Raw genomic sequence first — 14,398 nt, forward strand, 5'->3', positions numbered from 1 at the left:
CGTACCTACTTCACCGGCTCTGCAGAAACTTCTACTTCTGGAAGTGATGCTCTTAAATATCCAGATTGTAAAACGGCAACCTGCCCTTGTTCGCTGGTAAGAAAAGTAACAAAGGCATCAATTTTATCACCTTGGTCAGTTTTATAAATGATAAATAACTCACGTGCCAGTTTATATTTTCTGTCATATACGTTTCTAACGGAAGGAGAAATATAAGGATCTTTTTTGATTTTTGCGTAATCAAGTGCCTTTAATTTGTCTTTATTGTCGACAAGAGCTGACCCCATACCCATATAACCAATGCTATTTGGATTTTCTTGGATGAATTTTGACATTTCAGAATTGTCTTTTACGATTTTTGCATCTTTTGAAAAAACATTGGATTTATATTCGTTAAACTCATTTAAACCCAAATCCTTTCGTTTGAGAATATGATTTTGGAAATAATCCTGAGTTCCCGATTTATCATTCCGAATCACAATCGAAATGGGGGCATCAACTCCACCAACTTCTTTCCAATTTTTAATTTTTCCAGAAAAGATATCGGAAGTTTGGGCCAAGTCAAGTTTTGAAACAGAATTTTTTGGATTCACAACAAGAGCAACACCATCGTAAGCCAATCTTACTTTTTCTAAGTTTCCCGTTTTACGAAGGTCATCGAATTCAGCTTGGTTTAAATCGCGAGAGGAAACTGCCATATCGATCTCACCTTTTCGTAATCTGTCAATTCCTGATTCGGATCCACCACCTTCGACTGTTACACGAACATTAGAGTTTACCTTTTCATATTCAGCTCCTAAATAACGCATCATACTGTTCATAGTTTCGGAACCTGCAACTTTTAAGGTTTGTTTGTCCTTACAAGCGACAAAGTTGATTGTAATCAAAATGTAAAAAAGCAGAGAAAGGTTTTTCATGGTAATTCAGGTAAAGCCAAAAATCCATCCTTCGTCAATCGCAAAAACCGTTAGTTTTTTCCATTTCCCCTATCAGTTTTTCTAAAAATTCCCCGATCTTTGTTTCGTGATGACCTTCCGCCGATTGGTATTTTATAGTTTTGTAACAATTCTTCCGATGGCCATGGCCTCGGCCGACCCGCAGTCCAAAACCTCTTTCCAGTGGAAATGGAAGGAAAACCAAGTATTGGAACTAAACGAATACCACGATGTATTTTTCCGCGTTGGTACAAAAACAGTGGAAAGAGAAGATAAAAACAGAGTGGTCATGAAACCTAAAAAATGTTCAACTGACTCTTGTTTGGTGAATGCATGGTTTGATACCTATCTTCGTTACGGAAAAACGTCTGGACCTTTCTGGAAAGACAAAGAATTTTTATCAGATTTCACTCTCTTTCGTAATGGCCGTTACGAAGTTCCTAATGAATTTATCATGCCAAACCTTCGCAGTTTTCCTAGTTTTCCGGATACAGCAGTTTCTGTTTCCGATGTATGGAAATTACCAGCAGAAGAATCGTTTGATTTTAATTCTGAACGCATCCGAGTCAAAGTGGTTCCCGAATATACCTTCCAAGGAGTCTTTCCTTGGTCAGAAGGAAATTATAAAGGCAATTGTGAGAAGATCACCTATACCTATCCGATTTTTTATAACAAACCCGATGGGGAAAAGATGGTACCAAATGTTCCGTATAAAATTTTTGGATTTGCATCAGGAACCGTTTTTTTTAATGCCAGCCGCGGTGTTCCCGAGTTTAAAGAAGTAAAATTATCATACACATTCATCTATCCCAATGGAACGGTTCAAGAAGCAAATTTTCATATCAAAGGAGTGTATTTTCTTCGTAACCAAATCAATGCAAAAGATAAAGAATCCATTCGAGAAGATATACTTGAAGATTTAATTGTAGGATATACCGGTGATTTGAATGGAACAAAAATCGGTGATCCATCAAAAGATAAAACCAACGGAAAATTACCAAATGAAGAAAACTTAGGAAGGATTACTGATACGGGAGAAATCCCTTCTCCTGAGAAAAAAACCGATCCAAAAAACCTTCCCGTTTCCGTTCGAACTTCCGAGGATGGAATTGTTTTCTCTTTGGATTCTATTTTGTTTGATTTTAACGATAGCAAACTAAAACCCGAAGCAGAAACCGCAGTAACAAAAATTGCGGAGATCCTAAAAAAATATCCTGACAGAGAAATTCGAGTTTCCGGTCATACAGACAATATTGGAAAAAAAGAATACAACCAAAAACTATCAGAAGACAGAGCAAAGTCCGTACTTCATTCGTTAGTTGATCTTCATAAGATGGACGAAAAACATATTTCCTTCAAAGGGTATGCTGACGAAGTACCAATCGTACCCAATGATACAGAAGAGAACCGGCATAAAAACCGCAGAGTAGAAATTACTTTAGTTTTGGACTAACCAATTTCCAAATCGAGTCCCACCGAATACGGAGGAACCAAAGGCTCACTTTCTTTTTTGCCTCGTTCCATCAGTAATTCCATTTGTTTGCGAATTTCTGAAAGTAAACTTTGAATGGCATCTTTTTTTTGAGACTGATACGTTTGATAGTATGGTGCGAGTGAAAACGCAGGACCAACTACCACATGAGCCTTTCGTGGTCTCATTTCTGTTTTTCCAAAAATATGTTTTTCAAAACTACAAATCCATTCCATCAAACGTTCCGCAGATGGCCATTGGATTAAATTTTTTGGTTTGGTAATGATAAACGCATAGGCAGTATCCACCAATTGTTTGGCACGACGGATATTCTGATCTGTTAGGTGTTTTGGAGTTGTAGAAAGAGGAACCCCTGCTTCTAATCGATCCAAGGCAGTGAATAACAATCGAATCTTTTGAATGGCATTGTCTGATTCTTGAAACTTCACATTTAAAATGGAAGCTGCCAAATTCAAAGCCGTATGTCTTGCCCTTCCCAAACGATAATCAAAATCTTTCCCATCTGTTTCAGCTCTTGGAATTCCCAGTTCAAATTCAGTTTCTTCTAACATCACTCGGCCCACAGTCAAAAATCGGCGAAGGAGTGTTCTTCCACCTGGATAAAGTTTTAATTTGCGTTCGATTCTTGAAAGAGAAGTTTCAATGTCGGCTAGGATCGAATCCCTTGAGCCGGAAATTTTATATTTCACAAAGGTTGGTTGGATCCATAATTCCGCATTGGGATCTTTTTCTAAAGCAGCTTCTAATCCCCAAAAAGAAACTTGTGCAACTCCAGGTAAAAATGATACCAAATTATCATTTTCACCAGAGACCATTCCTTCCGGGTACATAACCAGTTTTCCATCTTTTTCGGATAATATCTGTTTGGTGGTTTTGATTGCACTACGATTGAAAGATCCTGAAATTACGGAAAAAGCCCCAACACGTTTGATGAGTTCTCCCACCAAACCAAAACCCCAATTAAAAATGCTACGTGAAGCCATAAAATGAAATCGTGTTCCAATTTTGCTGGCAACATAATATGCGATGATAGGTTCCAAATCACTTGGTTGATTGGAAAGATACATAAGCCTTTTGTTTTTGATTTCTTTTAGGCGAAGTTCATCTTCTTTATCTATCACAACCCCATCAATGTTGAAGAGAAGTTTAGAAAGAATGGGAAAACCTAAATCCAATCCCAATGCAATTGGGATTTCAAAACGCGGAGGAATAAACAAGTCTTTCATACAATTGTCTTGATAAGTAAGCCAAACCCCTTTGCCAATACGAGCAATTATTCGTGGATGTATCCCCAGGTTTCTAATATTTTTTTCACCTCTTTGCCCATCTCTCTTTGTACATCCGATTCTCTCGTTCCACTAAAAGCACCATCGTTGTACACCCAAGGCAAGGAAGAAGTGGGAAAACCTTCTGGTTGCCTTTCTGATACAATTAAGTCTTCTATGTTGGTGATGGACCTTTGGTATTCCAACCCATACCTTCCAAAACGAACAGGAATCGTTTTTCCATTCCTTGAAAAACTAAAAAATGCACCGAGTTCTGGATTCACTGTTTTGAATACCACTTCCTCCCCTTGGGTTGTCTGAGAAGGTTTTGATTCTTTTTGTAAGGAAATGGATTTGGCGGAACCGGAACCAAGTTGGATCGCAGGAGAGATCTCCCAATCATAAATGGAACCTTGGACATTCAAAGAAAGGAAATCACGACAAAGTGCTTCCGAACAAGGTGGAATTAAAATTCGCAAATTGTTTCTTTTTAAAAAGTTTTCCCGGCGAAAGTCTGACCTTGCCGTTTGTAAAAGACTCTCACCTTCGGGCAAAGGACTGAGGTTATTTTTTTCCTCTGGATCTTTTTTTAAATCATACAACTCTTCGGCCATTGTATGAGGTTCACCAGCCGATGTTCGCCTAACTGTCGTAAAACCAGGATACCTACGAATGTACTTATATTTTTCCGTCCGAACTGATTCCGACATTCTTCCTTCTGTATAAATAAACTCTTCTTTTGGACAAATATTTGTTATGCGAATGCAAGACGAATAATCGGCCCCTTGGTAAGTAGAATTTTTAGGTAATAAATCAAGAAATCCTAAAATGGTTGGTGCCAACGACAATAAAGACGATTGGCCAGAAATTCGAATTTGTCCTCCATTTGCCTTTTTGACAAGGTCAGATTCTAAACTTTCTTTTAAAGACTTAGGAAGTTTGATAAAGTATGGGACATTGATTTCTTCATCATAATGAGTTTCCCCATGACCAAACCGAGTTTGCATAATGAAATGATAACTATAATCGTGGTGTGCACTGAATAGTTCCCCATGATCACCGGTCACTATGATCATAGTTTCTTCATAAGTGCCTTCTTTCTTTAGCCTTTCCACAAGCCTCCCAATTTCTCGGTCCGTATAATGCATTTCGCCGAGGTAACGTTGCACGGGAGATTCATATCGATAAAACAGATGGGAAGGAACGATCGATCGAACTGCAGCCATATCTTCTGGAGGTGGAGAATATGAGGCATGAGGCGTATTCAAATTAAAATGTAAAAAATAGGGTCTATCTTTGTATTCTGAAACAAACTGGATTGCTTTATTTGTGAGAACTTCGGTATCCACTATGTCCATTCCCACCTGGAAAGAGTTGTGAAATCCCAAATCCAAACCAACCGTTGTGTAATCCAAAAAGAAAACATTATTCATGATTGTTTGGGTAAAGTATCCTGCTTCCCGAAATGTTTTGGCTAAATTGTCTCTTTTTTTTCCATAATAAACTTTTCTTTGGTAGGGTTTTGTCGAAAACCAAGAATTCCCCAAACCCAGGTTAGACGAATATTCCGAATGAAAAAAAGACATCATCGAAGGTTTGGTCCAGTTCCCATTTGCAAAAGGATTTTCAAAAAACACCGACTCCTTTGCCATCTGATCCATCACGGGTGTGACAGAATGAGGGTAACCATAAGACCCAAAAAAATCTTTTCTTGCAGAATCAATGACAATTAGTATCACAGACTTTGGTTTTCTAGTTTCCTGACTTTCAAAACCAAACCCTTCTCTTTGATATAACAAAGGTTCGCCGACAAAGAGATAACTATCCGCACTCTCCCAAACTAATCTTAGTAATTGTTGTTCCCTTATTTCTAAAATTTCTTTTTTTGAAAACCAACGTTCCTTAGATAATCCGGTAAGGTCCCATTCTTTTAAAAGAGTTTCTCCTGAATAAATTTTGAACTTTCCTGAAACTTGGGTTTGGTATTCCGTTCCACCTAACAAACCTATAAGGGAAGAAAATTCATATTCTCCTTTAGTTACCTTAAATTCATACTCTTGGCCCGGTGGAAAAAAAAGAGAATCCAAAGAATGGTTTAAAAAAATCTCTTTGTCTGTATTGAATGTAACTTGTGTATTTTCCCATTTGCGAGAGAGGGGAAGTCCACTTTGACGACCTGGATTTTTTTTCCAATGGTAGGGTAATAAATCACGCGAGATGGCGATTTTTGATTTTGCATTTCGTAACTCCAAAACCAAATCCACTGGGAAACGTCTTTCCGATTTGTTCAAACAGCTGAAGAGACAAAAACAGATTGTCAGGGCGAAGGGAAGAGTCGCTCGCATATGGAACCAGTTTGGAAAACAGGTTTCCTAAGAATAGGAAAAGTTCTTTCTTTTTAGGTTTCCATCATACATTCTTGACATCTATGAGTAATTGGGAACAAGCCTACTCCCGTGAGGAGTCTACCTTTCAAAACAAAGACGGCGGTAAAATTTATTACCAAATTTACCGACCTAAATCGGGAGTTAAACGTGTCCTTGTGGTCCACCACGGGATCGGGGAACACGGTGGTCGTTACAATTTTTTATTGGAAGCAATGGCAGAACGCAATTACGCCATTTACCTCATCGATGCCAGAGGTCATGGTAAGTCCGATGGACGCCGTGGTGTCATCACTCATTTCTCGGATTTTTTTGCTGACCTAAAAGAACTCATCGATATCGCCAAACGAAACGAAGGCGTCAGTAAAGTTACCTTACTTGGTCACTCTATGGGTGCAGCCATTACCTTTCTTTACACTGCCACAGACAACTACCAAAATGATTTAGATGCTTATATCTGTAGTGCTCTTCCCATCAAAGTCAAAACAGACCTGGTAATGGATATCAAAAAAGGCGCCGGTGGGTTTTTAGCAAAACTTGCGCCCACTCTTACAGTTCCCACAGGACTTGATGTCAATATGATTTCTCATGACAAGTCAGTCGTAGAAGCCTATGTAAAAGATCCATTGGTGCATGGAAACGTTGGAGCCTACTTAGGTGACTATTTACTCAACTGCTACACTCTTGCATTAGAATCGGCTACAAAAATCAATGTACCAATTTATATGTTCCATGGGAAAGAAGATCAAATTGCTCTTGTCCAAGGAACTTTGGAAGCCTTTGAAAAGGTAAACTCCAAAGACAAAACAATGAAAATTTTTGACGGATTGTACCACGAAACCATGAACGAACTCCCGCAAGACAGAGCTCTCGTCTTTAAAGAGTTAGTTGCTTGGATCGATAAACACTAAGGAGATAAATGCCAATGGCAATAACCAAAGATATAGTTGGAAAAAAACTAGATCGTTTTGATTTCACAGTGGAACGAGGAAAGATCAAAGAATTCTGCCTCGCCATCAACGAAAAAAACCCAATCTATTTTGACGTAGAAGAAGCTAAAAAAGCTGGATACTCTGATGTTCCTGCTCCACCAACTTTCCCTACAGTCATTATGTTTTGGGGATACCCAAAGATTTGGAACGATATGGCCGAACTCGGTATCGACCTTTCCAAAATCCTTCACTTAAAAGAAGAGTATACGTACCACAAAATTCTGTATCCGGGCAAAGTGTACGCACAGTCCGAAATTTCTGACGTAAAAGTTGGAAGAGCAGAAATCGTTACTTTCAAAACAACCATCTATGATGAAAAAAATGATCCCATCCTTTCTGCTGAGATGGCGATTTTCATTCGTAAGGATTAATACAGGAGGCTAACAATGGCAAAAATCGAATTTGATAAAGTAGAAGTTGGTCAGACTCTTCCTCCCCTCGACATCCCTGTTATCGAACATGCAAATTTAGTTCGTTATGCGGGAGCATCCGGAGATTTTAACCCCATCCACAACGATCCAGACTTCGCAAGAAAAGCAGGCCTTGATGGAACCATTTCTCATGGTATGTATGTAATGGCACAAGTAGGAAGACTTTGTACTTCTTGGGCTGAGCAAAAAGACATCGCATACTTTGGTGTGACTTTCAAAGCCATGACGAAACTCGGCGAAAAACTAACAATCGTTGGAACCATCAAAAAGAAATTTGAAAAAGATGGTAAAAAAACTGTGACTGTACTTGTAGAAGCAAAAAACGAAGCTGGTGAAGTAAAAGCCGGTGGAGATTTAGTCGTCAACGCAGTATAAGTAAACTTTGATTTCTTTCTGATTCGCAAATACAGAATCAAAACGGAATTAAAAACTATAAAAGCATCGAGGGAAACTTCGGTGCTTTTTTATTTTATAAATACTATTTCCTATTTTCTTCGGGCGCCTCGAATCGCATAACAAATCAATATTTTATCCTGTAACGACCGCGCTATCCGCTCCAATCCTTCGGATTTCCACGTCTATCGCTGGCGCGGGGATTGACCCATGGTTCGAGATATACGTTGATTTAAAGACAAAAGATCTACCAACTAACGCATCTTCTAGATTTAATGCTTACTGAAAGACCAGATTTCTCAAAAAAATCTTGACGTTAATAAAAAAAGAAGTCGAATCTTGAATGCTTAGGCAATTTGATTAAATTTTTTTAACATTTTGTGAGCGTATCTTTCTAAAACTATTCAATATCCTATCACCTTTCTTAATGAACCTAGTTCCACACCAAAGAAAAATTCTCGCTCTAGAACTGACAAGAAAACGTGCTTCTGGCGATCCAGAAAGACTCGGAAAGGCTATGCTGGGTGCTCAGGTCGACTTGAATCCGCATCAATTAGATGCAGCTTTATTTGCATTGGAATCTCCTTTATCAAGAGGAGTAATCCTGGCTGATGAAGTGGGCCTAGGAAAAACAATTGAAGCTGGACTTGTACTTTCTCAATTTTTGTCGGAAGAAAAAAAAAGAATATTGATTATTGCACCTGCAAATTTAAGGAAACAATGGAGTGGTGAGCTACAAGAGAAATTCCATTTAAAGTCTGAAATTATCGAAGGAAAAAACTTTAATTCAATTCAAAAAAGTGGAATTCATAATCCCTTTAACAACGAAAAAGTAGTTATAGTTTCATATCAATTTGCCAAAGCGAAGGCATTCGAAATTTCACAAATTTCTTGGGATCTCGTAATCTTAGACGAGGCTCACCGACTTAGAAATGTTTACAAAGAGTCCAATGTTATCGCAAATACAATAAAAGAAAGTTTACGTGGTCGTTTCAAACTTCTCCTTACTGCAACTCCACTTCAAAATTCACTCAGCGAATTGTATGGATTAGTAAGCATCATCGACGAACAAACATTTGGTGATTTTGATAGTTTTTCACAGCAGTTTTTGCGAATCCAATCAGAAGAACAACTTCAGTTACTTAAAAACAGAATCGAAGGAATTTGCAAAAGAACTCTTCGCAAACAAGTATTAGAATATATCAAATATACAAAGAGAATTCCTATTACAAAAGAGTTTATCCCAAACGCAGACGAAGATCGTTTACACGAATGGATTAGTGCTTATTTGCAGCGGGAAAACTTAGCCGCACTTCCCAAAAGTCAAAGGAAACTAATGACTTTAATTTTACGCAAACTCCTCGCTTCTTCCACTTATGCAATAGCTGGTACTTTGCAGGCATTAGTAGATAGATTAGAAAAAAAACTAGGAGTTTCTGATAACTCTCTCGATTTAGAGATCGAAAAGTTAATTGCAGACGACTTTGAAGAATATGAAGAAATAAAAGAAGAATGGTCTGATTTTCAAACTCAAAAGTCTATTCCCGAAAATCTTTTTCTGATTGAATCAGCAGAAGACCTAAGAGCTGAAATCAAAGAATTAAAAGAGTACTTAGCACTTGCTAATAATATCCAAGCCAATAGCAAAGCCGAAGTTCTACTCACGGGTCTTGGACAAGCGTTTTCCGAAATGGAAAGACTAGGTGGAGCAAAAAAAGCTGTTATTTTTACAGAGTCGAGACGCACCCAAAACTATCTATTCGACTTTTTATCAATCAATGGTTATGCGAATCAAATCTTGTTATTCAATGGCTCCAACAATGATGATACTTCAAAGAAGATCTTTGCAGCTTGGATGGAAAAGTATAAAGGAACAGATAAAATTTCTGGTTCTAAGACAGCAGATATTAGGGCTGCACTTGTAGAAGAATTTAAAGAAAAAAGGCAAATTTTAATAGCAACGGAAGCTGCAGCCGAAGGAATCAATCTTCAATTTTGTTCTATCGTCGTAAACTACGACTTACCTTGGAATCCGCAAAGGATTGAACAAAGGATCGGAAGATGCCATAGATATGGTCAAAATTTTGATGTCGTAGTCGTTAATTTCCTAAATAAAAAGAACCTAGCCGATGTACGCGTATACGAATTGTTAAGCGAAAAATTTCAATTATTCAGTGGTGTATTTGGAGCCAGCGACGAAGTTCTTGGAAACGTTGAAACTGGCGTTGATTTTGAAAAAAGAATTGCAGAAATTTTCCAATCTTGTCGTACCAAAGAAGAAATCCAAGATGCATTTGATAAACTTCAATCTGAGCTACAATCGGATATAAATGAAAGAATAAAAGAAACTAGAGAAAAGTTACTTACAAACTTTGACGAAATTGTCCAAGAAAAGCTTAAGATCCGAATGGAAGAAAGTGAGATTTTGTTCGATCGCCAAACTAAATTACTATGGATTTTAACAAAGGATGCCATACATAAACATGGAAAAACAAATGACTTAGATCTTAGTTTCCGTTTAGACTCTAACCCATTTCCATCTCTTCCAATTCAACTTGGCCACTACCGGATGGGAAAATCTTTATTTCAAGAAAACTCATTCCATTCTAACCATCCCCTTGCCAAAAAAATCTTGGAAGCAGCAGTCAATGAAGCAATTCCAGAAGATGGTATATTGAAATTTACTCTAAGCAAAGATAGAATTGATCAGAGTTATGCGAATATAAAAAACAAACAAGGTGATATTTTAGCTACACTTTGGACTTTGGATAGTTTTGAGAAAGAAGAAGTCCTTTTAATAACAATTCTGTGGGAAGATGGCTCAACCTTAGACAACGAACAAGCAATTCGTCTATTTTCTAGATCCTGTCAGTGGAAGCCATATGCTGAAAAAGATTTAAATTCAAGAACAACTAAATTTGAAGAAATTCATTCAAACAAAAAGAACCAAATCTTAATCAATCGAGACTTAAGAAACCAAGATCTTTTTACAAAGGAATATGAAAAACTAGATGCCTGGGCCGATGACAAACGATTGAGCCTGCAAAAAGAACTCAGGTCTTTTGATGAGGAAATCAAAATTCGCAAAAAACAAGCAAAAGATGCGGGGAACCTAACAGATAGACTAAAACTCGAAAGAGAAAGGAAAGAAATCGAAAAAAGAAGGGATGAGGCCTGGAAGAGTTTTGAAATGGCACGTCGTTCTATTGATGAAGAAAAGGAAAAATTCTTAGAGGAAATGGAAAAGAAAGCTAAATTTGTAACAGATGAAACTGTTTTATTTTGCGGCAAAATACAAATTGTTTGACAGTCATTTTCTGTTCATTTTTTCCCTTGCCAGCCTTGTTTTTTTGCCATTTTATAATGCAAAATCCCAACTCAAAATATGAACTTTTTAAAAATGATTTTCTGAGCCTAGATGATTTTTCACTTGCGAATCTACCCAGATGGCCGATCATGATAGATAGCATACCTGCCAGGCCTCTGAATGTAAGCCCAAATTGGCAGGTCTTTTGCCCTTCCCGGAATCAAGGGCGATGATCTACCAAAAAAAAGCCTTAACCATCGATGAACAAGCCGATCAACTTCTTTCCAGAGGTTTGGTATGCGACCGCATTGACTTAGTATCAATCTTAAAACAAGTTAGTTACTATCGATTGAGTGGCTATTGGTTTCCTTTTCGAAATTATCCAAACGAAGAATTTAGACAAAACACCACTCTGAAAGAAATTTGGAGCCGTTATTGTTTTGATCGTAAACTTCGTTTACTGGTTCTTGATGGCATCGAGAAAATAGAAATTGCTCTACGAACCGATATCACATACAAACTATCTCACCAAACAGGTGCTTTTGGATACATAGAACCCTCTGCCTTTCCCATGTTAAAAGAACCTGAATTTTTGAAACTCCAAGAGGAAATCAAAAAAGAATATTCACGAAGTAAGGAAAAATTTGTCTCACATTTCCAACACAAATATGGTGAAGAGCATGATTCTCTGCCTCTTTGGATGGCTACTGAGCTCATCAGTTTTGGTACACTGTTTACTATGTACAGAGGAATCGCTACCTCCACTTCAAAATCGATTGCTAAAAAATACAATTTACCTGAACCTGTTCTCTTGTCTTGGATCGGAAGTTTAAACTCAGTCAGGAACATTTGTGCACACCATTCTAGGTTGTGGAATCGAGAGTTTGGATACAAACCAATGCTTCCGAGAAATGATTTAGGTTGGAAACAACCAGTCGAAATCCAACCAAACAAAATCTTTGTGATTCTATCGATCATTCAATATATGCTAAATTTCATTTCCCCAACTAGCCAATGGAAATTTCGTTTTTTAGATTTACTTACTCTCTATCCTACCATTCCCATTCGCGAAATGGGTTTTCCTGAAAGATGGAAAGAGGTTCCGTTTTGGAATCTAACCAAAACACAATCAAGGAATTAAAGAAAATGACTGACGAACCCCAAAAACTCCCCCTTACCTCCCACAACATCACCGAAGACAAACTCCGTATTCTAAAAGAACACTTCCCTGAAGTCTTTACCGAAGGCAATTTGATAGATTGGGACAAACTCCGCCAAAGCCTTGGCGAAACGATCGAATCGGAAGATCCAAAAGAACGATTTGGACTGAACTGGCCAGGCAAACGAAATTGTTTTAAGGCCATCCAATCCCCAACGACAGCCACTCTACTTCCTGACCGTGCCGCTTCGGTGGACTTTGACAAGACCGAAAACCTCTATATCGAGGGGGACAATTTGGAAGTGTTAAAACTTTTGCAAAAGTCCTACCTCGGTAAGGTAAAGATGATCTATATCGACCCGCCTTACAATACAGGAAACGACTTTGTCTATCCGGATGATTATACCGAAGCCTTAAAAACCTATCTAGAATACACGGGACAAGTGGATGCCAAAGGGCGAAAGTTTTCGAATAACACAGAAACTACGGGCCGGTTCCATTCGCAATGGCTGAATATGATGTATCCGAGACTGTTTCTTGCCCGGAATTTACTTCGTGAAGATGGGGTGATTTTTATTTCCATTGATGATGGTGAAGTGGCCCACTTACGGAAGGTATGTGATGAAATTTTCGGAGAAGAGAACTTTGTGGCATTATTTCAATGGAAGAGAAGATCTAATGCTGATAATCGTAATCAGAATAATCTTTCGTCAGATCATGAATATATTTTAAGTTATTCAAAACTGTCACTCTTTTCGTTCAGAGGAGAGATGATAGACAAATCAAAATATACAAATCCTGATAATGATGCAAGAGGTCCTTGGGCAAGCATCGATTTAAGCGGATTAGCAACTGCCCAACAAAGACCTAACTTACATTATCCAATAGTTGATCCAAAAACTAACATAAGTTATCCCCCAAACCCAAATAGAGGTTGGTCAAAATCAAAACCAGTTATAGAAAAAATGATCGAAGAGAAAAGGATACTTTTCCCAAAATCACCGGAAGGAAGACCGAGGGAAAAAAAATTTCTCAATGATCTAAAAACTGAGCTAACTGGATTTTCAAGTTGGCTCAATTCAGAAAAAGTTGGGCTTACTACAACGGGAACACGCGAGGTATCAGACATATTTGAGATAAAGGCTTTTGATTTTCCGAAACCTACATCTTTGATTAAAGAATTCATTTATCAAGCTTCCACTACCCCAAACGACATCATCCTTGACTTCTTTTCCGGTTCTGCGACCACAGCCCACGCCGTACTGGCGTTAAATGCGGAAGATGGGGCCAATCGTAAATTTATCTGTGTGCAACTCCCCGAACCCACCCGCAAACAAAAGGCCGATGGGACTTGGGAGGAATCGGAAGCCTCCAGGGCCGGTTTCCAAACTATTTCCGAAATTGGAATGGAACGGATCCGACGTGTGATAACAAAGCTGAAAGAAGAAGGAAGTGCAAACACCAAAGATAGTGGGAAAAAATCGGTAAAAGTAAAAGCAGACCAATCCAAAAAAGAAGAGGCTCCTTCTTTGGGTTTTGAATCCGAGATAGACCAACTAACAAAAAATAGGAAAGAAGAAAACGAACCACCACGTAAACCCCAAGATCTAGGCTTTCGGGTTTTCAAACTGGCACCGTCTAACTTCCCTGTTTGGAATGGTAATATCGAAAAAACCAAGGAAGCTGTGGAAAAAGCACTCTTCGAAGACCAACCAACACTTTTGTCTTCCAATGCATTAGCGAATACAGAAGAAGCCATTCTCTATGAAGTTTTATTAAAATCGGGAATTTCAGAAGCCCTCGCAAACCCAAATATCAAAACGGAGACCATCGCCGGAAAGATCGTTTATATCGCAGAAGAAACCGCCTATTATGTACTAGGAAAAGAACATAACTTGGAAGTTTTTAATGAAATCATGAGACGAAGCCCTTCGCTTGTGATTGCTAGAGAAATGGGTTTTTCTGGAAACGATGTCCTTAAAGCCAACGTACATGCCGGATTCAAACAGATGAAAGACGTTAGCTTTCAAGTAGTATAGC

Annotated in this window: 10 protein-coding genes; 7 read left to right on the forward strand and 3 right to left on the reverse strand. The window is 38.3% G+C overall.

The features are described 5' to 3' along the window. Nucleotides 1-5: 5 nt before the first annotated feature. A complete protein-coding gene (locus tag EHR01_RS13110) occupies nucleotides 6-917 on the reverse strand; it encodes a phosphate ABC transporter substrate-binding protein (protein ID WP_135695211.1) in 912 nt (303 codons plus the stop codon). Nucleotides 918-1,026: 109 nt separating this feature from the next. On the opposite strand from EHR01_RS13110, the gene EHR01_RS13115 reads away from it, so the two are divergent. After that, nucleotides 1,027-2,388, forward strand: coding sequence for an OmpA family protein (locus tag EHR01_RS13115; RefSeq protein ID WP_135697333.1), 1,362 nt, complete (start codon nucleotides 1,027-1,029; stop codon nucleotides 2,386-2,388). Here EHR01_RS13115 and EHR01_RS13120 read toward each other — a convergent pair. Together EHR01_RS13120 and EHR01_RS13125 are read right to left on the reverse strand one after the other, a co-directional pair. After that, on the reverse strand, nucleotides 2,385-3,653 hold the full coding sequence (locus EHR01_RS13120; RefSeq protein ID WP_135695213.1) for a 1-acyl-sn-glycerol-3-phosphate acyltransferase: 1,269 nt from the start codon (nucleotides 3,651-3,653) through the stop codon (nucleotides 2,385-2,387). The genes EHR01_RS13115 and EHR01_RS13120 overlap by 4 nt on opposite strands. Nucleotides 3,654-3,700: 47 nt before the next feature. Beyond that, entirely contained in the window at nucleotides 3,701-5,983 is a 2,283-nt protein-coding gene (locus tag EHR01_RS13125; RefSeq protein ID WP_135695215.1) for a sulfatase family protein, read from the reverse strand. A 137-nt stretch (nucleotides 5,984-6,120) separates the two neighbouring features. Here EHR01_RS13125 and EHR01_RS13130 point away from each other — a divergent pair, with 137 nt between their 5' ends. The 6 genes from EHR01_RS13130 (at nucleotide 6,121) to EHR01_RS13155 (ending at nucleotide 14,397) form a co-directional block, all read left to right on the forward strand. Next, nucleotides 6,121-6,987 carry an alpha/beta hydrolase gene (locus EHR01_RS13130; protein ID WP_135695217.1) on the forward strand — a complete coding sequence of 289 codons (867 nt, stop codon included), beginning with the start codon at nucleotides 6,121-6,123 and terminating at the stop codon, nucleotides 6,985-6,987. A 14-nt stretch (nucleotides 6,988-7,001) separates the two neighbouring features. Beyond that, on the forward strand, nucleotides 7,002-7,439 hold the full coding sequence (locus EHR01_RS13135; protein WP_020776763.1) for an FAS1-like dehydratase domain-containing protein: 438 nt from the start codon (nucleotides 7,002-7,004) through the stop codon (nucleotides 7,437-7,439). Between the two features lie 15 nt (nucleotides 7,440-7,454). Continuing rightward, on the forward strand, nucleotides 7,455-7,874 hold the full coding sequence (locus tag EHR01_RS13140) for a MaoC/PaaZ C-terminal domain-containing protein (protein ID WP_004786111.1): 420 nt from the start codon (nucleotides 7,455-7,457) through the stop codon (nucleotides 7,872-7,874). A gap of 445 nt (nucleotides 7,875-8,319) precedes the next feature. After that, nucleotides 8,320-11,199 carry an SNF2-related protein gene (locus EHR01_RS13145; RefSeq protein WP_135695219.1) on the forward strand — a complete coding sequence of 960 codons (2,880 nt, stop codon included), beginning with the start codon at nucleotides 8,320-8,322 and terminating at the stop codon, nucleotides 11,197-11,199. A 229-nt stretch (nucleotides 11,200-11,428) separates the two neighbouring features. Next, the gene (locus EHR01_RS13150) at nucleotides 11,429-12,340 is read left to right on the forward strand and encodes an Abi family protein (RefSeq protein ID WP_135695221.1); all 912 of its coding nucleotides are present in this window, start codon (nucleotides 11,429-11,431) and stop codon (nucleotides 12,338-12,340) included. 5 nt (nucleotides 12,341-12,345) lie between these two features. Then, the gene (locus EHR01_RS13155; RefSeq protein WP_135695223.1) at nucleotides 12,346-14,397 is read left to right on the forward strand and encodes a site-specific DNA-methyltransferase; all 2,052 of its coding nucleotides are present in this window, start codon (nucleotides 12,346-12,348) and stop codon (nucleotides 14,395-14,397) included. The last annotated feature ends 1 nt before the right edge of the window (nucleotide 14,398 follow it).

Source organism: Leptospira mtsangambouensis, assembly GCF_004770475.1.
Lineage (GTDB): Bacteria > Spirochaetota > Leptospiria > Leptospirales > Leptospiraceae > Leptospira_A > Leptospira_A mtsangambouensis.